Raw genomic sequence first — 21,796 nt, 5'->3', positions numbered from 1 at the left:
CGATCATCCTCCGGTCGGGTTCCGGTCGCACATCCTGCGCCTCAAGGACGAGGGTGGGACCCTGAGAGGGCTCCGGGTCCCGATGCCGTCGAACCGCGAACCACCAGCTCAGGCATGAAGACGAACTCGCTGTGGGGAGCCGGGGTTCCGCCGATCTCCTCCAGGAGCGTGCGCACGGCCGCCTGGCCCATCGCCGTCACCGGCTGCCGGATGGTGGTCAGCGGCGGATCGGTGAACGCTATGAGCGGCGAATCGTCGTACCCCACCACCGACAGATCGCGCGGCACCTGGCGCGACAGCCGGCGGGCTGCCCGGATCGCGCCCAGGGCCATCATGTCGCTCGCGCACACCACCGCCGTGCACCCGCGCTCCAGCAGCGCCGACGCGGCGGCCTGACCGCCCTCCAGTGTGTACAGAGAGTGCTCGATCAACTCCTCCACCTCGTCCGGGGCGAGGCCGAGCTGCTCCTGCATCGTGGCGTGGAAACCCTCGATCTTGCGGAGCACCGGGACGAAGCGCTTCGGGCCGACCGCGAGGCCGATCCGCTGGTGTCCGAGCGCGACCAGGTGCGTCACCGCGAGCCGCATCGCCGCCCGGTCGTCGGGGGAGATGAACGGTGCCCGCACCTTGGTCGAGAAGCCGTTGACCAGGACGAAGGGGACGCCCTTGGCGCGCAGTTGCTCATAGCGCTGCATATCGGCGGAGGTGTCCGCGTGCAGTCCGGAGACGAAGATGATCCCGGCGACGCCGCGGTCGACGAGCATCTCCGTCAGCTCGTCCTCGGTGGAGCCGCCCGGACTCTGGGTCGCCAGTACCGGTGTGTACCCCTGCCGGGTCAGCGCCTGGCCGATGACCTGGGCCAGTGCCGGGAAGATGGGGTTGTCCAGCTCGGGTGTGATCAGGCCGACCAGTCCCGCGCTGCGCCTGCGCAGCCGTACGGGACGTTCGTAGCCGAGGACGTCGAGCGCCGCGAGGACGGATTCACGGGTGGTCGCCGCTACACCGGGCTTGCCGTTCAGGACTCGGCTGACCGTAGCTTCGCTGACCCCCGCCTGAGTTGCGATATCGGCAAGCCGTGCGGTCATGGAAGGCGACTGTACCGGGCCGGTGTCGGATTGCCCACTGTGCGCGGGATTCGGGCGCGAGGCCCCTTCCTGCCCGGTGGTGACGGTGCTCGCACGGGCATCCGTAGCAACTTCTTGCAAGCTCTTGCGGGTGACGGATGCGGACTGCGATCGGATCGTCGCACTACGGGGGCACCGGGTGTGGCCTGGTCTGCCAGCGGGTAGGGGCTGCCGTCAAGAGGGATGACGGCAACCTTGAGGACACGCGAATGTAACGATCGCCGGACCTTGCAGAAATCTTCCGCAAGGTCTTTCGGTCGTCTTTCATCCTTGTTACGTTCACGTCGACCCGGCGCCGCGACGGAGCGGTACGGCAGTTGAAGGAGTTCAGATGCGACGTGGCATAACGGCCACCGCCCTGGTCGCGGCCCTGGCGCTCGCGGCGACCGCCTGCGGCAGCGACGACGAGTCCGGCGGGAGCAAGGGCTCGGGCGAGCTCTCCGGCACGGTGACCTGGTGGGACACCTCGACCGTCGGCAGCGAGGACAAGGTCTTCAAGAAGCTCGCCGAGGGCTTCGAGGAGAAGCACCCGAAGGTCGACGTCAAGTACGTCAACGTCCCCTTCGGTGAGGCGCAGAACAAGTTCAAGAACGCCGCCCAGGCCGGCGCCGGCGCCCCCGACGTGATCCGCTCCGAGGTCGCCTGGACCCCCGAGTTCGCGGACCTCGGCTACCTGGCCCCGCTGGACGGCACCTCCGCCCTGAAGAACCAGGACGACTTCCTCAAGCAGGCCGCCGCGTCCACCAAGTACAAGGACAAGACGTACGCCGTCCCGCAGGTCATCGACTCCATGGGCGTCTTCTACAACAAGAAGATCTTCAAGGAGGCCGGTGTCGATGTCCCCACGACCATCGACGACCTGAAGACCGTCTCCAAGAAGATCAAGGACAAGACCGGCAAGACCGGCCTCTACCTCCGCGGCGACGACGCGTACTGGTTCCTGTCCTTCCTCTACGGCGAGGGCGGCGACCTGGTCGACGCGAGCAGCAAGTCCGTCACCGTCGACCAGCCCGAGGGCGTCAAGGCGTTCAAGGTCGTCGAGGACCTCGTCGAGTCCGGTGCGGCCAAGACCGACGCCACGGACGGCTGGGAGAACATGCAGTCGGCGTTCAAGGACGGCAAGGTCGCGATGATGATCAACGGCCCGTGGGCCGTCGCCGACACCCTCGCGGGCAATGAGTTCAAGGACAAGGACAACCTGGGCATCGCCCCGGTCCCGGCCGGTTCCGCCGCTCAGGGCGCCCCGCAGGGCGGCCACAACCTCGCCGTGTACGCGGGCTCCAAGAACCTCGACGCCTCCTACGCCTTCGTCGAGTACATGACGTCGGTGCAGAGCCAGGCCACGACGGCCGGTGAGCTGAACCTGCTGCCGACCCGTACCTCCGCGTACGCCAAGCAGGAGGCCGTGGACAGCGAGATCGTCGGCTTCTTCAAGCCGGTCGTCGAGACCGCCGTCGAGCGCCCCTGGATCCCGGAGACCGGCAGCCTCTTCGCCCCGCTCGTCACCGAGTACACCAAGGTCCTCACCGGCCAGACCACGCCGGAGAAGGCGGCCTCCGCGACCGGCGACTCGTACCGCAAGCTCCTCAAGGGCTGGAAGTAACAGGAAGGTTGGCCGACTGATGGCTGTCCACACCAGCCAGTCGGTGGCGAAGGCCGCGGACGACGACGTCGTCCGCGGCCCCAGCCGCGGTACTGGTAACCCCCCGCCGCCGGGTCCGCTCCGGCGGGCCATGTCGACCCACTGGTACGCCTGGGTCATGGTCGCCCCGGTCGTCCTCGTGATCGGCGTGATCATCGGCTACCCGCTGGTCCGCGGCATCTACCTCTCGCTGACCGACGCCAACGAGCGCAACGTCGCGCGGTCCATCGGGGTCAACGAACTGCCCGCCACCTACAAGTTCGTGGGTGCGGACAACTACGTCGACGCCCTGACGGGTACCCAGTTCCTCGGCACGCTCGGCTGGACGCTGGTGTGGACGGTCTCCTGCGTGGGCATCACGTTCTGCCTCGGCATGGCGCTGGCCAACATCCTCAACCGCCGTATCGCCGGACGCTCCGCCTACCGGATGGCCCTCATCCTGCCCTGGGCCATCCCCGGCTTCGTCTCGGTCTTCGCCTGGCGCTTCCTCTACAACGAGGACCGCGGGCTGCTCAACAAGATCCTCGGCGGCGCGGGCATCGACGGGGTGCCGTGGCTGAACGACCCCACCTGGGCCAAGTTCTCCGTCATCGCGGTCAACGTCTGGCTCGGCATCCCGTTCATGATGGTCGCCCTGCTCGGCGGACTTCAGTCCATACCCTCGGAGCAGTACGAGGCGGCCGAGATGGACGGCGCCACCGCCTGGCAGCGCTTCCGGCACATCACGCTGCCCGGACTGCGCCCGGTCTCCACCACGGTGGTCCTGCTCTCCACCATCTGGACCTTCAACATGTTCCCGGTGATCTTCCTGCTGACCCGCGGCGGACCCGGCGAGGCCACCCAGATCCTCGTCACCCAGGCGTACAAGTTCTCCTTCGAGATCAGCCCGCGCGACTTCGCGCAGTCCTCCACGTGGGGCGTGCTGATCCTCGTACTCCTGATGCTCTTCGCCGTGGTCTACCGGCGAGTCCTGCGCACCCAGGGAGACAACTGGTGACCACCGTTACCGAGCACCCCGGCCGGCACGCCGTACGCAAGCCGCGCCTGCGCGGCGACCGTTCGCCGCTCGCCTCCGTGGCCCTGCACCTCACCCTGATCATCGCGTCCGTCATCGCGGTCTTCCCGGTGCTGTGGGTCCTGCTGACCTCGCTCAAGCCCGCCAAGTACGCCACGACGACGGACTTCTTCCGCGAGACCACGTTCGTCAACTACACGAACCTGATCAGGGACACCGAGTTCCTGAGCTGGTTCGGCAACTCCGTGATCATCGCGGGGCTCTCCACCGTCATCGGTGTGTTCGTCTCCGCCACCACCGGCTACGCCGTCAGCCGCTTCCGCTTCCCCGGCAAGCGCGGGCTGATGTGGACGCTGCTGATCACACAGATGTTCCCGGTCGCGGTCCTCATCGTGCCGATCTACAACATCATGTCGAGCATCGGCCTGCTCAATCAGCCCGCCGGCCTCGTCATCACCTACCTCACCATCTCGGTGCCGTTCTGCGCCTGGATGATGAAGGGGTTCTTCGACACCATCCCGCGGGAGATCGACGAATCCGGGCAGGTCGACGGACTCACCCCGTTCGGCACGTTCTGGCGGCTCATCCTGCCGCTGGCCAAGCCCGGCCTCGCGGTCACCGCGTTCTACTCCTTCATCACCGCCTGGGGCGAAGTGGCGTACGCCTCCGCCTTCATGGTCGGTGACGAGAACCTCACGCTCGCCGGCGGACTGCAGAAGTTCGTCAACCAGTACGGGGCCCAGTGGGGCCCGATGACCGCGGCCTCCGTGCTCATCGCGATCCCGGCGGCCCTGGTCTTCCTCTTCGCGCAGAAGCACCTGGTCACCGGTATGTCCGCCGGAGCCGTCAAGGGCTGACCAGGAAGGGGGCCGATGGTCTTCGGCCCCCTTCCCGCCACCCGCACGACCCGCATCACCGCATCCGTCACGGCGGCGCCGGATCCCCGACCCGGTCCCGGCGCCGCTCCCCACCCAGACACCCCAGGGACGACATGACCCAGCACCTCGCTGCCCCCTCCACCGGCACGTCCGACGACGCCCCGGGCCACCGCACCGGCTGGTGGAAGGACGCGGTGATCTACCAGGTCTACCCACGGAGCTTCGCCGACGGCAACGGCGACGGCATGGGCGATCTCGCGGGCGTCACCGCCCGGCTCCCGTACCTCAAGGACCTCGGTGTCGACGCCGTCTGGCTCAGCCCCTTCTACGCCTCGCCGCAGGCCGACGCGGGCTACGACGTCTCCGACTACCGGGCCATCGACCCGATGTTCGGCAGCCTGCTGGACGCCGACGCCCTGATCCGCGACGCCCATGACCTGGGCCTGCGCATCATCGTGGACCTGGTGCCCAACCACTCCTCCGACCAGCACGAGTGGTTCAAGCGCGCCCTGGCCGAGGGGCCCGGCTCCGCCCTGCGCGACCGCTACCACTTCCGCCCCGGCAAGGGCGCGGACGGCGAACTCCCGCCCAACGACTGGGAGTCCATCTTCGGCGGCCCGGCCTGGACCCGGACCACCGGCCCCGACGGCACCCCCGGCGACTGGTACCTCCACCTGTTCGCCCCGGAGCAGCCCGACTTCAACTGGGAGCACCCGGCCGTCGCCGACGAGTTCCGCTCGATCCTGCGCTTCTGGCTCGACATGGGCGTCGACGGCTTCCGGGTGGACGTCGCCCACGGTCTCGTCAAGGCCGAGGGCCTGCCCGACCTCGGCGGCCACGACCAGCTCAAGCTGCTCGGCAACGACGTCATGCCGTTCTTCGACCAGGACGGCGTGCACGAGATCTACCGCAGCTGGCGCACCATCCTCGACGAGTACCCGGGCGAGCGGATCGCCGTCGCCGAGGCATGGACCCCCACCGTCGAGCGCACCGCGAACTACGTGCGCCCCGACGAGATGCACCAGGCGTTCAACTTCCAGTACCTGTCCACCGCCTGGGACGCCGCAGAACTGCGCACGGTCATCGACACCTCGCTCGCGGCGATGCTGCCGGTCGGCGCCCCCGCCACCTGGGTGCTCTCCAACCACGATGTCACCCGGCACTCCACCCGGTTCGCCAACCCGCCCGGCCTCGGCACCCAGATCCGTACCCCCGGAGACCGCGAGCTCGGCCTGCGCCGGGCCCGTGCGGCGACCCTGCTGATGCTGGCCCTGCCCGGCTCCGCCTACGTCTACCAGGGCGAGGAGCTCGGTCTGCCCGACGTCACCGACCTGCCCGACGAGGCCCGTCAGGACCCGTCGTTCTTCCGTGCCGAGGGCCAGGACGGCTTCCGCGACGGCTGCCGGGTGCCGATCCCGTGGACCCGCGAGGGCAGCTCGTACGGCTTCGGCACCGGCGGCAGCTGGCTCCCGCAGCCGGCCGGCTGGGGCGACCTCTCCATCGAGGCGCAGACCGGGGCCGAGGGCTCCACGCTGGAGCTCTACCGGGCCGCCATCGCCGCCCGGCGCGAGCACCCCGGGCTCGGCGCGGGCACCGCGGTCGAGTGGCTGGACGCCCCCGACGGGGTCCTGGTCTTCGGCCGGCCCGGCTTCGTCTGCACCGTCAACACCACCGGCGCCCCGGTGCGGATGCCCGCCCGCGGCAATGTGCTGCTGGCCAGCGCCCCGGTGACCGTCGACGGCGCCGAGGCCGTGCTGCCCGCCGACAGCACCGTGTGGTGGACGGTGTGACCCTGCCCGCACCCAGGACCGGTCCGGCGCCGCGGCTCTCCGACATCGCCGGACAGGCCGAGGTCAGCGAGGCGACCGTCAGCCGGGTGCTCAACGGGAAGCCGGGCGTCGCGGACACCACGCGTCAGCGGGTGCTCGCGGCGCTCGACATCCTCGGCTACGAACGGCCCGTGCGGCTGCGGCAGCGCAGCGCCGGACTGATCGGGCTGGTGACACCCGAACTCACCAACCCGATCTTCCCGGCCTTCGCGCAGTCCGTCGAACAGGTCCTGGCCGGGCACGGCTACACCCCGGTGCTCTGCACCCAGCTGCCGGGCGGCGCCACCGAGGACGAGCTCGTGGAGCAGCTCGTCGAACGGGGCGTCGGCGGCATCGTGTTCCTGTCCGGGCTGCACGCCGACCTGTCGGCCGACCCGGCGCGGTACGCCGCGCTCACCGAGCGCGGCGTACCGTTCGTCCTGATCAACGGCTACAACGAACGGATCAGCGCGCCGTTCGTCTCGCCCGACGACACCGCCGCCGTGCGGATGGCCGTGGGGCACCTGGCGGACCTGGGCCACCGCAGGATCGGTCTGGCGATCGGGCCGCAGCGCTACGTCCCCTCCCGCCGTAAGCGCGACGGTTTCCTCGACGCGTCGGTCTCGGTGCTCGGCCTGTCCCGGGCCGAGGCCGAACTCCTGGTCTGCTCCACGCTGTTCAGCGTGGAGGGCGGCCAGGTCGCGGCGGGCGCCCTGCTCGACCTGGGCTGCACCGGCATCGTCTGCGGGAGCGACCTGATGGCGCTCGGTGTGGTGCGGGCGGCCAGGGGGCGGGGGCTCGACGTCCCCCGCGACGTCTCGGTCGTCGGCTTCGACGACTCGCAGCTGATCGCGTTCACCGACCCGCCGCTGACCACGGTGCGCCAGCCCGTGCAGGCGATGGCCGCGGCGGCGGTGGGCGCCCTGCTGGAGGAGATCGGCGGCAGCCCGGTGCAGCGCACGGAGTACGTGTTCCAGCCGGAGCTGGTGGTACGGGGGTCGACGGCTGCGGTGGTGCGCGCCGTCTGACCGGGGACGGGAACCGCCCGCCGTACGGGAGGGACACCGGACGTCCGGGAGGCACCCGCCGTACGGGAGAGGCGTCGGTGTCCGGGAGGCACCCGCCGTCCGGGAGAGGCGTCGGTCGTACGGGAACGGGGGAGGCCCCTGACGTACAGGAGAGGCACCGGGAGTCGGCCCGGGACGGGCCTGCGGGGAGTTGCGACTCCGGGTGCCTCTCCTGCCGTGACCGGCCCGGCCGGCCGGGCGCGTGGGGCCCGGCGCCGAGGCGGCCGGGACCCCCGGCCGACCGGGCCGGAGTCCGGATGAACTTTACCTTCCCGCAATAACTTGCGAAAGACTTTGCAGGCAGGAAACTGCCTGATTTCGTGGATGTGAGCGGGAGATGTCCAAAGGGTTGACCGAGGCGGGGCGGGCTCGTACGGTCTGCTCCGCGGCAAGGTTTGCATTCTTGCAGCAAGAACCTTCAGGAGCCTTGAGGGCACGGCGCGTTGCCACGTGAGGCTGCACCGTCACCCGCGTTTCCCCCACAGCAGGAGGAAAGACATGGCACGCAGACCCCTCTCCGCCGCGCTCGCACTCGTGGCGGGCGCCGCTGTCCTCGCCGTCCCCGCCCAACTCGGCGCGGCGGACACCGCACAGGCCGCCGGTCCGGGCGACAAGGACGTCACCGCCGTGATGTTCGAGTGGAAGTTCGACTCCATAGCCAAGGCGTGCACGGACACCCTCGGTCCGGCCGGCTACGGCTTCGTCCAGGTCTCGCCGCCCCAGGAGCACATCCAGGGCGGCCAGTGGTGGACCTCCTACCAGCCCGTCAGCTACCGGATAGCCGGCCGGCTCGGCGACCGGAACGCCTTCGCCGCCATGGTGAACACGTGTCACGGGGCGGGGGTCAAGGTCGTCGCCGACGCCGTCATCAACCACATGTCGGCCGGCTCGGGCACCGGCACCGGGGGCTCCGCCTACGGCAAGTACGACTACCCGGGCATCTACTCGGTCAACGACATGAACGACTGCCAGGCGCCGATCACCAACTACGGCGACCGCGGCAACGTACAGAACTGCGAACTCGTCGGCCTGGCCGACCTGGACACCGGCGAGGACTACGTACGCGGCAGGATCGCCGGGTACCTCAACGACCTGCTCTCCCTCGGCGTCGACGGCTTCCGGATCGACGCGGCCAAGCACATGCCCGCCGGTGACCTCGCCGCCATCAAGTCCCGGCTGAGCAACCCCGGTGTCTACTGGAAGCAGGAGGCCATCCACGGCGGCGGCGAGGCCGTCTCGCCCTCCGAGTACCTCGGCACCGGCGACGTCCAGGAATTCCGCTACGCCCGCGGCCTCAAGCAGACCTTCCTCAACGAGAACCTCGCCAACCTGAAGAACTACGGCGAGGGCTGGGGCTTCATGGAGTCGGGCAAATCGGCGGTCTTCGTCGACAACCACGACACCGAGCGCAACGGCGAGACGCTGACCTACAAGAACGGCGCGGACTACACCCTCGCCAATGTCTTCATGCTGGCCTGGCCCTACGGCTCCCCGGACGTCCACTCCGGATACGAGTGGTCCGACAAGGACGCCGGACCTCCCAACGGCGGCCAGGTCGGCGCCTGTTACAGCGACGGCTGGAAGTGCCAGCACGCCTGGCGCGAGATCTCCACCATGGTCGGCTTCCGCAACGCCGCCCGCGGTCAGGCGGTCACCGACTGGTGGGACAACGGCGCCGACCGGATCGCGTTCGGACGGGGCGCGAAGGCGTACGTCGCCATCAACCACGAGGGCTCCGCCCTGACCCGTACGTTCCAGACGTCGCTGCCCGCCGGTGACTACTGCGACATCCAGTCCGGCAACGGCGTCACCGTCGACGGATCGGGCCGGTTCACCGCCACCCTCGGCGCCGACACCGCCGTCGCGCTGCACGCGGGCGCCCGCACCTGCGCCGGCGGCGGTACCGGTCCGACCGACCCCGGTACGGGCCAGTCCGGCGCCTCCTTCGGCGTCAACGCCACCACCCAGCCCGGCCAGAACATCTACGTCACCGGCGACCAGCAGGCCCTCGGCTCCTGGGACCCCGCCAAGGCACTGAAGCTCGACCCGGCCACGTACCCCGTCTGGAAGCTCGATGTGAGTCTGCCCGCCGGTACGTCCTTCGCGTACAAGTACCTCCGCAAGGACGCGGCCGGCAACGTCACCTGGGAGAGCGGCGCCAACCGCACCGCCACCGTCCCGGCCTCCGGCAGGTCCCCGCTGACCGGCGACGTCTGGCGCGGCTGACCCCACCCCGGCCGTGTCCGGGCGGGCTCGGGGGTGCACCGCGATGCACCCCCGGGCCCGCCCCTCGGTACCCGTCCCGCCCCGTTCCCACCCCGTGCGAATTCGAGGAGTACCCGCCCCGTGTCCCGAACAACCCTCCGGCGGGGGGCCGTCGCCGCACTCTGCGCGGCGCTGCTGCCCGTCGTCCCGGCGGCCTCCGCGGCCGCGTCGCCCCGGCCACCGGCCCCGCCCTCGGACGCCGCACTGGCCCGTGAGCCGGCCCGGCACGACCTGACCCGCGAGCAGTTCTACTTCGTGCTGCCCGACCGCTTCGCCAACGGAGACACCTCCAACGACCGCGGCGGGCTGACCGGTTCACGCCTGGACACCGGGTACGACCCCACCGACAAGGGGTTCTACCAGGGTGGCGACCTCAAGGGCCTGACCGGCAGGCTCGACTACATCAAGGGCCTCGGCACCACCGCCATCTGGCTCGCCCCGATCTTCAGGAACCGGCCCGTCCAGGGCACCGGCAAGGACGCCTCGGCCGGCTACCACGGTTACTGGATCACCGACTTCACCCAGGTCGACCCGCACTTCGGGACCAACGCCGACCTGGAGAAGCTGATCGACAAGGCCCATGCCAAGGGCATGAAGGTCTTCTTCGACGTCATCACCAACCACACGGCCGACACCGTCGACTACGCCGAGAAGGAGTACGGCTACAAGCCCAAGGGCGCCTACCCCTACCTCGACAGGAACGGCCGCCCGTTCGACGACAGCCGGAAGATGGCGAAGGTCGACGGGGACGCGTTCCCGTACACCCCGAAGACCACGGTGAACGCCGTGACCAAGAAGCCGTCCTGGCTCAACGACCCCACGATGTACCACAACCGGGGCGACTCGACCTTCGCCGGCGAGTCGGCCGAGTACGGCGACTTCTCCGGGCTCGACGACCTGTGGACCGAGCGGCCCGAGGTCGTCACCGGCATGGCGGAGATCTACGAGAAGTGGGTCCGCGACTTCGACATCGACGGCTTCCGCATCGACACCGTCAAACACGTCGACCTGGACTTCTGGACCCAGTGGGCCACCGCGCTGGACACCTACGCCGCCGAGCGGGGCCGGGACGACTTCTTCATGTTCGGCGAGGTGTACTCCTCCGACACCGCGATCACCTCGCCCTACGTCACCCGGGGACGGCTCGACGCGACGCTCGACTTCCCGTTTCAGGAGGCCGCCAGGCAGTACGCCTCCCAGGGCGCCCCGGCCTCGAAGCTCGCCGCCGTGTACCGCGACGACTACCGCTACACCACCGACAAGGCCAATGCCTACGAGCAGGTGACCTTCCTCGGCAACCACGACATGGGCCGCATCGGCACCTTCCTCCAGCAGGACAACCCGAAGGCCGACGACGCCGAACTGCTCCGGCGGGCCCGCCTCGCCAACGAGCTGATGTTCCTCGCGCGCGGCAACCCCGTCATCTACTCCGGCGACGAGCAGGGCTTCACCGGCGCGGGCGGCGACAAGGACGCCCGCCAGCCCCTCTTCGCCTCGAAGGCCGCCGACTACCTCGACGACGATCGGATCGGCACCGACCGCACGCACGCCACGGACGCGTACGACACCGGCCACCCGATCTACCGCTCCATCGCCCGGCTCTCCCGGCTGACCGAGGAGCACCCGGCGCTGCGCGACGGCGTCCAGACCGAGCGCTACGCGGAAGGCTCCGTCCACGCCTTCTCGCGCACCGGCACCGAGCGGTCCAACGAGTACGTCGTCGCCACCAACAACGGCACCGGACCGCGGACCGTCGAGCTGGCCACCGAGTCCGCGCACATGAACTTCCGTACGCTGTACGGCGGTTCCGGCACGGTCCGCAGCGGCGGCGACAAGAGGATCACCGTCACCGTGCCCGCGCTCTCCAGCATCGTGCTGCGCGCCGACAAGCCCCTCGGCTCCCCGGACGCCCGGCCCGCCGTCACCCTGAAGGCGCCCGCCGCCGGAGCCACCGGAACCGTCGAGCTGGCCGCGGACACCGACGGCGGACAGCTCAACCGGGTCGTCTTCGCAGCTCAGGCCAGCAACGGCAAGTGGCGCACCCTCGGCTCAGCCGACCACGCCCCGTACAAGGTCACCCAGCACCTGGACGCCTCCGTGAAGGCCGGGACGCCACTGCGGTACAAGGCCGTCGTCGTGGACCGCGCCGGGCGCACGGCCAGTGCGCTCGCCTCGACCACCGCGGGCCAGGCGCCGCCCGCCGAGAAGCCCGTCGCCGTCGAACGCGACTACGCCGTCGTCCACTACCAGCGCGCGGACGGCGACTACGAGGGCTGGCAGCTGAAGTCCGGCGACACCTCCGGCGACTTCATCGGACGCGACGCCTACGGCGCGTTCGCCTGGATCAAGCTCGCCGAGGGCACCTCCTCCCTCCCGTACACCGTCGAGAAGGCCGGAACCGCGGACGGCCCGCAGCGCACCGTCGACCTCGCGAGGACCGGACAGGTCTGGATCGAACAGGGCAAGGACGGCCAGAGCACCGAGGCACCCGAAGCACCCGGTCAGGACACCACCAAGGCCGTCCTCAACTACCACCGGGCCGACGGCGACTACGACGGCTGGGGGCTGCACACCTGGACCGGGGCCAAGAACCCCACCGACTGGTCCAAGCCGCTCCAGCCGGTGAAGAAGAACTCCTACGGCGTCACCTTCGAGGTACCGCTCACCGAAGGCGCCACCTCGCTCAGCTACATCCTGCACAAGGGCGACGAGAAGGACCTCCCCAGCGACCAGTCACTCGACCTCGCCACCCACGGGCACGAGGTCTGGATGCTCGGCGGGCAGCCCGGCTATCTCCTGCCGCAGGCCGGCGGCGTCCCCACCCCCGACCTCACCAGGGCCGAGGCCCAGTGGATCGACTCCGGCACCGTCGTCTGGAAGGTGAAGGCCACCGACGCCACCAGCCAGCAGCTCGTGTACGCCACGGACACCCCGATCTCCGTCGTCGACGGCGCCCTCTCCGACGAGGGCCGGTGGCTGCGCCTGCGTACCGCCGCCCTCACCGACGCCCAGAAGGCGAAGTACCCGCACCTCAAGGACTACCCGGCGTTCACCGTCGACGCCCGCGACCGTGACCGGGTCCGCGCATCCCTGCGCGGCCAGCTCATCGCCACCCAGCGGGCCGCGAACGGCGCCCTGCTCGCCGCCACCGGTGTGCAGACCGCCGGTGTCCTGGACGACCTGTACGGGAAGAACGCGAGCGGCGCCGCCCTCGGACCGGTCTTCCGGCACGGCACGCCCACCCTGTCGCTGTGGGCACCCACCGCCCGTACCGTCTCGCTCGAACTCGACGGCCGCACAGTCCCGATGCGGCGCGACGACCGCACCGGCGTCTGGTCGGTCACCGGCAGCAGGAGCTGGAACGGCAAGCCCTACCGGTACGCCGTGCGGGTCTGGGCACCCACCGTGCAGAAGACCGTCACCAACAAGGTCACCGACCCCTACTCCACCGCCCTCACCACCGACTCCGCCCGCAGTCTCGTCATCGACCTCGCCGACCCGAAGCTGGCCCCCAGCGGCTGGTCCGGCCTGCGGAAGCCCGCCGCCGTACCGCTGCGCGACGCCCAGATCCAGGAGCTGCACATCCGCGACTTCTCGATCGCGGACCGCACCTCCCAGCACCCCGGCCAATACCTCGCCTTCACCGACACCCGGTCCAACGGCATGAAGCACCTGCGGCGGCTCGCCGACGCGGGCACCAGCTATGTGCACCTGCTGCCCGCCTTCGACATCGGGACGATCCCGGAGAAGAAGTCGGACCAGCAGACGCCCGCCTGCGACCTGTCCGTGTACGCCCCCGACTCTGAGGAACAGCAGGAGTGCGTCGCGAGGAGCGCCGGTAAGGACGCCTTCAACTGGGGCTACGACCCGCTGCACTACACCGTCCCCGAGGGCTCCTACGCCTCCGACCCCGACGGCACGAGGCGCACCGTCGAATTCCGCCGGATGGTGCAGGGCCTCAACGGCTCCGGCCTGCGCACCGTCATGGACGTGGTCTACAACCACACCGTCGCCTCCGGCCAGGACGACAGGTCCGTCCTCGACCGCATCGTGCCCGGCTACTACCAGCGGCTCCTGGAGGACGGCACCGTCGCCACCTCGACCTGCTGCGCCAACACCGCGCCCGAGAACACCATGATGGGCAAGCTCGTCGTCGACTCGGTCGTCACCTGGGCCAAGGAGTACAAGGTCGACGGCTTCCGCTTCGACCTGATGGGACACCACCCCAAGGCCAACATCCTGGCCGTGCGCAAGGCACTGGACGGGCTGACCCCCGCCAGGGACGGCGTCGACGGCAAGAAGATCATCCTGTACGGCGAGGGCTGGAACTTCGGCGAGATCGCGGACGACGCCCGCTTCGTCCAGGCCACCCAGAAGAACATGGCCGCGACCGGCATCGCCACCTTCTCCGACCGGGCCCGCGACGCCGTCCGCGGCGGCAGCCCCTTCGACGAGGACCCCGGCGTCCAGGGCTTCGCCAGCGGTCTCTACACCGACCCCAACACCTCCCCGGCCAACGGCACCACCGCCGAGCAGAAGGCACGCCTGCTGCACTACCAGGACCTGATCAAGGTCGGCCTCACCGGCAGCCTCGCCGACTACACCTTCACCGACAGCACCGGCCGTACGGTCAAGGGCTCGGCCGTCGACTACAACGGGGCGCCCGCCGGGTACGCCGCCGAACCGGGTGACGCCCTCGCCTACTCCGACGCCCACGACAACGAGACGCTCTACGACACGCTCGCCTTCAAGCTCCCGGCCGGCACCTCGGCGGCCGACCGGGCCAGGATGCAGGTCCTGGCGATGGCGGCGTCCACCCTCTCGCAGGGACCCTCCCTCTCCCAGGCGGGCACCGACCTGCTGCGCTCCAAGTCCCTGGACCGCAACTCCTACGACAGCGGCGACTGGTTCAACGCCCTCCACTGGGACTGCCGGGACGGCAACGGCTTCGGCCGGGGCCTGCCGCCCGCCGCCGACAACAAGGACAAGTGGTCCTACGCGAAGCCCCTGCTGACCTCTGCCGCCCTCACCCCGGGCTGCGCGCAGATCGACGGCGCCTCCGCCGCGTACCGGGACCTGGCCACCATCCGGGCCACCGAGAAGGAGTTCGGCCTCACCAGCACCGAGCAGGTCCAGGCGGCCCTGTCCTTCCCGCTCTCCGGCAAGGACGAGACACCCGGCGTGATCACGATGCGCCTCGGCCCACTCGTGGTCGTCCTCAACGCCACCCCCGCCGCCGCGGGCCAGCGCCTCCCGGCCCTCGCCGGCACCGCCTACGCCCTGCATCCCGTCCAGGCGGCGGGCGCGGACTCTACCGTCAAGAAGGCCTCGTACGACGAGAAATCGGGCAGCTTCACCGTCCCAGGAAGGACGGTCGCCGTCTTTTCGGCGCGCTGACCCCGACAGGTCTACGGTGACGGCATACGTCGGCGAAGGAGCCGCGAAACAGCTGGACACCGTGCGCATCCGGCCCTGCCGCTCCGGCCGGTCCCGGTTCCGCCCCCGCTCGGGGAACGGGGCCGGGACCGGCCGGTCCCGGCAGCGGGGGGCGCTGCCGGGCACCCGCTGCCTCACCGGCGGACCCCTGCCCCAGCGCGCCGGACGGTGATGAGGACCATGGTGGGAAACCTTCCCGAGGAGACGAGCAGCTTCGTCGGAAGGAAGGCCGAACTGGCCCGGCTGGAACGGGCCCTGGCCACCCACCGGCTGACCACCCTCACCGGCCCCGGCGGCGTCGGCAAGACCCGGCTCGCCGTCCGGGGCGCCCGGCTCGCGGCGGACCACTACCCCGACGGCGCCTGGTGGGCCGACCTCTCCCCGCTCTACGACGACAGGCTGCTGCTCCCCACCGTCTCGGACGCGGTCGGGATCGCCGACCACACGCTGAGGATGCCCGTCGACGCACTGTGCGAATGGCTCGTCGACAAGCGGCTGCTGCTCGTCCTCGACTCCTGCGAACACCTGCGCACCGCGTGCGGCCATCTGCTGGGCGAGATCCTCACCACCTCACCCGGCCTGACCGTCCTGATCACCAGCAGGCAGCCGCTGGGCACCCGGGGCGAATTCCTGCTGGACGTACCGCCGCTGCCGGTCGACGGGGCCCCCGACGCCCTGCGCCTCTTCGAGGACCGGGTACGGGCCGCCGACCCCGGGGCCACCCTCGACGCACCGGGCGAGGCCGCGGCCGTCGCCGAGATCTGCCGCCGCCTCGAAGGCATCCCGCTCGCCATCGAGCTGGCCGCCGCTGCCACCGCGGCGCAGAGCGTCGAGCAGATCGCCGCCCGTATCGGCTCCCGCCTGGACACCCTCAACGACGACTCGCTGTGGCCGCGGCGCCACCGCGCCCTGCGCACCACCATCGGCTGGAGCCATGAACTCTGCACCCCGCTGGAACGCCTCCTGTGGGCGCGTCTGACCCCCCTGCGCACCGACTTCGACGAGGAGGTCGCCCGGGAGGTCTGCGCGGCGGGACCGCTCACCGCGGACGGCGTCGGCGAGGCACTGCGGGGTCTGGTCGCCAAGTCCGTCGTGAAACAGGACGGGGAGCACCACCGGATGCTCGACACCCTGCGCGAGTACGGGCGGATGTGGCTCGCCGAACTCGGTGAGGAGCGGGCCGCCGCCGACCGGCACGCCGCCTTCTTCCTCGGGCTCGCCCGCCGCGCCCACGCCGGCTGGACCGGTCCCGAACAGGTCTCCTGGTACCACCGGATCGCCGCCGCGCACCTCGACCTGTGCGCGGCCCTCGACCATCTGCTCGCCCACGACATCCGTGCGGCCCAGGAGATGACCGGCCGGGTCGGCTTCTTCTGGAGCTGCTGCGGGCACCTGTCCGAGGCCCGCGTGTACGCCGGGAAGGCCCTGGCGGCGGGCCCGGCCGGCGGCCCCGACCGGACCAGGCTGCAATGGGTGCACGGGGTCGCGGCCCTGCTCCAGGGCGACTTCGCGACCGCCGAGCGGCTCGGCGCGCGCTGTGTCGCCGAGGCCAGGCGCGACCGGGACGACGAGGGCCTGCTCAGTGCCACCTATCTGTCCGGGCTGACCCATCTCATGACCGGACGGCCCCGGGCGGCTCTCGACGAGGTCGGGCGGGTGCTTCCGTACACCGGGGCGGTCCCCGCCGAATCCGCCTACCGGCTGCGCTGCCGCCTCATCACCGTCTTCGCCATGACGGCACTGGACAGGCTCGCCGAGGCCGCGGAAGCCGCCGTCCGGCTGCGGGCCGTCTGCCGGGCGCAGGACGAGTACTGGATCCGGTCCTACGTCGACTACCAGCTCGCCCTGATCTCCCTGCTCCAGGGCCGCCCGGGGGAATCCGCCACGCACGCCCGGTCGATGCTCGCGGGCAAGCACCGGCTCGGGGACAGCTTCGGCGTCGCCCTCGGTCTGGACATCCTCGCCGCCGCCGTCGCCGCCCAGGGCGCGGGCGCCCAGGCGGCCAGGATCTACGGCACCGGGCAGGCGTACTGGCGGATGGTCGGCCACCCGCAGCGCGGCACACCGGAGCTCGGCCCGGTCCGGGAGACCTGCGAGCGGCAGGCACGGGCGGCCGTCGGCGACGCCGCCTACCAGCGCGCGTTCGACCGGGGGCAGACGGACAACGCGGAGGTCGGACTCGCCGCCGCCCTCCAGAGCGAGCTGCTGACCTGACGCGAGCGGGCCGCTTGCCCGAGAGGAGCGGGTTGCCTGCCCGGGGGAGCGGGCTGCCGGCCCACGCGAGCGTGCCGCTGCCACGAGGGGCGGGCCCGCCGCTGACGCGAGGGGCGGGGCTCCCCTTGTGCGGGCCCGACGATCAACGTAAGGGTGGGTTCCGACAACCGGCAGGACCGGCCCCCGCCAACCCCCGTACCTCAGGAGCGCTTGATGCCGCAGATCACCGTCGACTACTCCGCAGAGCTCGACGACACCTTCGACCGCCGCGGCTTCGCGCTCGCCCTGCACCCGCTGGTCGCCGAGACGGTCAGCACGAAGATCCCCAACTGCAAGACCAGATTCCGCCGGGTCGAGGACTCCGTGGTGGGCGACGCCGCGGCCGGTGATGTCATCGTCCATGTCTCCATCGGCATGCTGGCGGGCCGCACCCCGGAGATCAGGAGCAGGCTCACCGCGTCCGTGCTGGATCTGCTGAGCGGCTATGTGAAACCCGCCGAAGGGCTCGCCCTGCACACCTCCGCCGAGACCCGCGACCTGGACCCGTCCTACCGCAAGAGCTGACCGCGTGTCGCGCTACGGCAGCCGCTGCGGGGGCACGGCGGGCACGGCGGGCGCCAGGGCGGAGAGCCGCGCCAGCAGATCTCCGAACGGGCCGTCCGCCGGCTCCTGGGCGAGGACCCGCAGCACGATGCCCGCCATCTCCTGGTCGTAGGCGGCACTGACGGCGGCCAGTGCCGCGAAGTCGTGCACCAGCTGCATCTCCAGCTCGGCCCGCGGAATCCGTCGGCCGTCCAGCCAGATCAACGCCGTCGCCTCGGCCAGTGACACCCAGGACCGTACGACCAACTCCAGTCGGGCGGGCGGCACTTCGACACCCAGGTGGGCGATGATCTGCTCGTAGGCGGCCTGCCGGACCCCGTCGATCATGGCGTTCGCCGTCGAGGAGCCCACCGCGGGCCCGCCGCGCATCAGCGCCCAGAACCCCGGCCCGTGCTCGTCCACGAAGTCGAAGAACCGGCCCATCACCCGCAGCAGACGTGCGCCCAGGGGGCCTTCCAGCGGCTCCAGGAATCGGGCCGCCAGCTCGTCGGCGGCCCGCCGCAGCGCCGCCTCGTACAGGCTCTGCTTCCCGGGGAAGTAGTGGTACACCAGTGGCCGCGAGATGCCCGCGGCGGCGGCGATCTCGTCGATCGACACGTCGTCGGGGGAGCGGTGGCTGAACAACTCCAGCGCGACGCCGATCAACTGCTGCCTGCGCTCATCGACGCCCATCCTGCGCCGCACCCCGGTCGTCATGCCAACAGCCTAGCCGGGGCGGGCCGCAGAGATCGCCGGGCCCTGTCCATGGACCGGGGCCCTACAGGTCCAGCACCAGGCGCTCGCCGCGGCAGCGCGAGACGCAGATCAGCATCGAGTCGTCGCGCTCGGCGTCCGTCAGGAGCTCGTCGCGATGCTCGATCTCGCCCTCCAGGACGCGCTGTTGGCACGTCCCGCAGAAGCCCTGCTCGCAGGAGTACGAGACGGACGGCAGCTCCTCGCGCACGGCGGCCAGCACCGACTGGCCGGCGGCGACCCGCACCGTGCGGCCCGAGCGGTGCAGCTCCACCTCGAAGGAGCCGCTGCCCGCCGCGCCGGACACCGCTGGGGCGAAGCGCTCCAGGTGCAGGGTGCAACCGTCCGGGAGCGCGGCGCCGACCGCGTCCATCAGGGGCTCGGGCCCGCAGCAGTGGACCGCGGTGCCGGGCGCCGTCCCCGCCAGGAACGCGGCGGCGTCCGGGTGGCCCGCCTCGTCCTGTGCGACGACGCTCACCCGGTCCCCGTCCGCGCCGAGCTTCTCGATCTCGTCCAGGAACGGCATCGAGGCGCGGGACCGGCCGCCGTACAGCAGCCGCCACGGGGCACCGGAGGCGGCGACGGCGCGCAGCATCGGCAGGACGGGGGTGATCCCGATGCCGCCCGCGACGAACACGTACGCGGGCGCGTCCGCCAGCGGGAAGCGGTTGCGCGGGCCGCGGACCTCGACCTCCTCGCCCTCGTGGAGCTGGGCGTGCACCTCCTGCGAGCCGCCCCGGCCGCCTTCGACCAGCCGGGTCGCGACCGTGTACGTACCGGGGTCGGCCGGGTCGCCGCAGAGGGAGTACTGCCGCACCAGACCGGACGGCAGCACCAGGTCCAGATGGGCGCCGGGTTCCCAGCGGGGCAGGTCGGGTCCCTCCAGCCGGAGCTGGACGACACCGTCGGCGGCCATGGTCCGCTCGGTGACCAGCAGCCGCCGGGTGACGGTGGAACGGCGCCCGGAGCGGCCCGATACCGGTTCCGCCAGGGCGGGCATGGGCCAGAGCGGGGACTTCGCGATGCGGTGCCGCAGGGCCCGCCTGGCGAGCAGGGCGGCGCCGGTGGCCAGGACGACGGTGCGCAGGCGGGGCAGTGCCATGGGTCAGGGGGTTCCCGTCGTACGGGCCTCGGCGGCCAGCGCCGCGGGCGATTGGGCGAGATAGTCGACGGCCTGGGCCGTGCTGCCCTCCTGCGAGGGGTGGTAGGAGCGGCTCAGATAGCTGGGGACGGACCGCAGGATGGCCCCCGTGCTGGGCAGCGTGCCCTGCTTGCCGCTGTCGTGGAACGCCTTGAAGGAGGCTTTGCCGTCGAGCAGGCTCGGGTCGTTCTCCATGAAGAAGCGGACGCCGCGCTGCCACAGGAAGATCAGCGCGGAGAACGCCGTCGCCCAGGTCCGCAGCCGCCGCCGGTAGCCGCCGTCGACATGCATGAACACATCGAAGGCCACGGACCGGTGCTCGACCTCCTCGGCACCGTGCCAGCGCAGCAGGTCCAGCATCGTCGGATCGGCGCCCCGCCGGTCCAGGGCCTCGGCGTTGAGGATCCAGTCGCCGAGGAACGCGGTGTAGTGCTCGATCGCGGCGATCGTCGCCACCCGTTCCATCAGCCACCACTTCGAGGCCCGGCCGGGCGGCAGCGTCCGGTCACCGAGCAGCTTCTCGAAGAACCAGTCGACCTGGGCGGTGTACGGGGTGGGGTCCAGGCCCTGCCGCTTCAGATGGGGCAGCACATCGTCGTGGGCCTGCGAGTGCACGGCCTCCTGGCCGATGAACCCGATGACGTCCTGGCGCAGTTGCTCGTCCTGGATGTACGGGAGGATCTGCCGGTACACCCGGATGAACCAGCGCTCCCCGGCGGGGAGCAGCAGATGGAGCACATTGATGGTGTGTGTGGTGAACGGGTCGCCCGGCACCCAGTGGAGGGGAGTCCGGTCCCAGGCGAACGAGACCTGGCGGGCCTTGAGCGGCGTCCGCTCCGACGCGACCGCCGCTGGCTGCGTGTTAGACATGCTGTCAATGTACTGACGGGTATGCGGGGGGAACAGGGGCGTGCGGGGAATTTTCGCGTACGGGGATCCCCGGGCGGTCCCGGCGCCTCAGCCGTGGGCGGGCGTCGGGCGATGATGACCGTATGACGAATACCTCACGTGCGCGTTCCTTCGATGCGGCGGCTGCCGCCTATGGCGCGAGCAGGCCCTCGTACCCACCCGTACTCCTGGACGCGGTCGAGGAGTTGGCCGGGTTCGCGCTGGCCGGTGCGCGGGTCGCGGACATCGGTGCGGGCACCGGGCTGGGCACCGCGCTCCTGCACGCGCGCGGGAGCCGGACGGTGGCCGTGGAGCCCGGTGACGGGATGGCCGAGGAGTTCCGCCGCAGGCTCCCCGAGGTGCCGGTCGTCCGGGGCGACGGCAATCACCTGCCGCTGCGGTCGGGCTCCGTCGACCTGCTGACCTATGCCCAGTCCTGGCACTGGACCGATCCGGACCGCTCGGTCCCGGAGGTCCGCCGGGTCCTGCGGCCCGGCGGGGCGCTCGCCCTGTGGTGGAACGACTCCGACCCGGCCGTGCCGTGGATCGGTGAACAGGACGCCAGGCTGCGGAAGTTCTTCGGCGCGGCCGAGACCCGGTACGACGAGCGGGCCCGGTTCCGCGGCCTGCCGGACGGCATCGCCTTCGGCACTCTCCGGCTGCCCTGGAGCCGTCGGGTGCCGCTCGATGTGCACCTGGCCAACCTCGGCAGTTACTCCGACTTCCTGGTCGCCGACCAGGAGGAGGTCCGGGACTTCCTCGCCCGGGAGGGCGAGCTGCTGGCGGGGGTCTTCCCGGACGGCATGGTGGAGGAGACGTACGTGGTCAGTCTGGCCGTGGCGCGGCACTGAGCCGTCAGGGGGGAGTTCTCGGGCGTCACCGAGTCGACCGGGGGTCGCGGAGTCGATAGATGGGATCTCTGTGGTGGACGCCCTTCCCGTGTGCCCCTCCATGCGGCAGCATGCGCATGTCGGTACCCGAGA

At 70.9% G+C, this 21,796-nt stretch carries 14 protein-coding genes; 10 read left to right on the top strand and 4 right to left on the bottom strand.

The window, feature by feature from the left end:
- Positions 1 to 41: 41 nt before the first annotated feature.
- Entirely contained in the window at positions 42 to 1,085 is a 1,044-nt protein-coding gene (locus tag OG251_RS10690) for a LacI family DNA-binding transcriptional regulator (RefSeq protein WP_326676937.1), read from the bottom strand.
- A gap of 370 nt (positions 1,086 to 1,455) precedes the next feature.
- On the opposite strand from OG251_RS10690, the gene OG251_RS10685 reads away from it, so the two are divergent.
- The 9 genes from OG251_RS10685 (at position 1,456) to OG251_RS10645 (ending at position 18,013) form a co-directional block, all read left to right on the top strand.
- Positions 1,456 to 2,727 (top strand): extracellular solute-binding protein, encoded by a 1,272-nt coding sequence (locus tag OG251_RS10685; protein WP_326676936.1) that lies wholly within the window; start codon positions 1,456 to 1,458, stop codon positions 2,725 to 2,727.
- A 19-nt stretch (positions 2,728 to 2,746) separates the two neighbouring features.
- Complete coding sequence (locus OG251_RS10680; RefSeq protein ID WP_326676935.1) at positions 2,747 to 3,763, top strand: carbohydrate ABC transporter permease; 1,017 nt, start codon at positions 2,747 to 2,749, stop codon at positions 3,761 to 3,763.
- Complete coding sequence (locus OG251_RS10675) at positions 3,760 to 4,638, top strand: sugar ABC transporter permease (RefSeq protein WP_326676934.1); 879 nt, start codon at positions 3,760 to 3,762, stop codon at positions 4,636 to 4,638. Before OG251_RS10680 ends, OG251_RS10675 begins: the two co-directional genes overlap by 4 nt.
- Before the next feature lie 134 nt (positions 4,639 to 4,772).
- On the top strand, positions 4,773 to 6,449 hold the full coding sequence (locus OG251_RS10670; protein WP_326676933.1) for a glycoside hydrolase family 13 protein: 1,677 nt from the start codon (positions 4,773 to 4,775) through the stop codon (positions 6,447 to 6,449).
- Positions 6,434 to 7,495 (top strand): LacI family DNA-binding transcriptional regulator, encoded by a 1,062-nt coding sequence (locus OG251_RS10665; protein WP_326676932.1) that lies wholly within the window; start codon positions 6,434 to 6,436, stop codon positions 7,493 to 7,495. Before OG251_RS10670 ends, OG251_RS10665 begins: the two co-directional genes overlap by 16 nt.
- A gap of 537 nt (positions 7,496 to 8,032) precedes the next feature.
- Positions 8,033 to 9,760 carry a carbohydrate-binding module family 20 domain-containing protein gene (locus tag OG251_RS10660; protein ID WP_326676931.1) on the top strand — a complete coding sequence of 576 codons (1,728 nt, stop codon included), beginning with the start codon at positions 8,033 to 8,035 and terminating at the stop codon, positions 9,758 to 9,760.
- Between the two features lie 120 nt (positions 9,761 to 9,880).
- A complete protein-coding gene (pulA, locus tag OG251_RS10655; protein ID WP_326676930.1) occupies positions 9,881 to 15,196 on the top strand; it encodes a pullulanase-type alpha-1,6-glucosidase in 5,316 nt (1,771 codons plus the stop codon).
- 219 nt (positions 15,197 to 15,415) lie between these two features.
- Positions 15,416 to 17,449, top strand: coding sequence for an ATP-binding protein (locus OG251_RS10650; RefSeq protein ID WP_326676929.1), 2,034 nt, complete (start codon positions 15,416 to 15,418; stop codon positions 17,447 to 17,449).
- A gap of 213 nt (positions 17,450 to 17,662) precedes the next feature.
- Positions 17,663 to 18,013, top strand: coding sequence for a 5-carboxymethyl-2-hydroxymuconate Delta-isomerase (locus tag OG251_RS10645; RefSeq protein ID WP_326676928.1), 351 nt, complete (start codon positions 17,663 to 17,665; stop codon positions 18,011 to 18,013).
- A gap of 12 nt (positions 18,014 to 18,025) precedes the next feature.
- Here the strand turns inward: OG251_RS10645 and OG251_RS10640 are convergent, their stop codons facing one another.
- The 3 genes from OG251_RS10640 to OG251_RS10630 form a co-directional block, all read right to left on the bottom strand.
- Entirely contained in the window at positions 18,026 to 18,748 is a 723-nt protein-coding gene (locus tag OG251_RS10640) for a TetR/AcrR family transcriptional regulator (RefSeq protein ID WP_326676927.1), read from the bottom strand.
- Positions 18,749 to 18,809: 61 nt separating this feature from the next.
- Positions 18,810 to 19,886 (bottom strand): PDR/VanB family oxidoreductase, encoded by a 1,077-nt coding sequence (locus OG251_RS10635; RefSeq protein ID WP_326676926.1) that lies wholly within the window; start codon positions 19,884 to 19,886, stop codon positions 18,810 to 18,812.
- A 3-nt stretch (positions 19,887 to 19,889) separates the two neighbouring features.
- The gene (locus OG251_RS10630) at positions 19,890 to 20,795 is read right to left on the bottom strand and encodes a metal-dependent hydrolase (RefSeq protein WP_326676925.1); all 906 of its coding nucleotides are present in this window, start codon (positions 20,793 to 20,795) and stop codon (positions 19,890 to 19,892) included.
- A 122-nt stretch (positions 20,796 to 20,917) separates the two neighbouring features.
- Between OG251_RS10630 and OG251_RS10625 the strand changes: the two genes are divergently transcribed.
- On the top strand, positions 20,918 to 21,664 hold the full coding sequence (locus tag OG251_RS10625) for a class I SAM-dependent methyltransferase (protein ID WP_326676924.1): 747 nt from the start codon (positions 20,918 to 20,920) through the stop codon (positions 21,662 to 21,664).
- Positions 21,665 to 21,796: the final 132 nt, after the last annotated feature.

It is taken from the genome of Streptomyces sp. NBC_01237, from assembly GCF_035917275.1.
Classification (GTDB): domain Bacteria; phylum Actinomycetota; class Actinomycetes; order Streptomycetales; family Streptomycetaceae; genus Streptomyces.
Note: the sequence above shows the minus strand (reverse complement) of the source record. Positions and strands in the feature narration are given on the sequence as shown.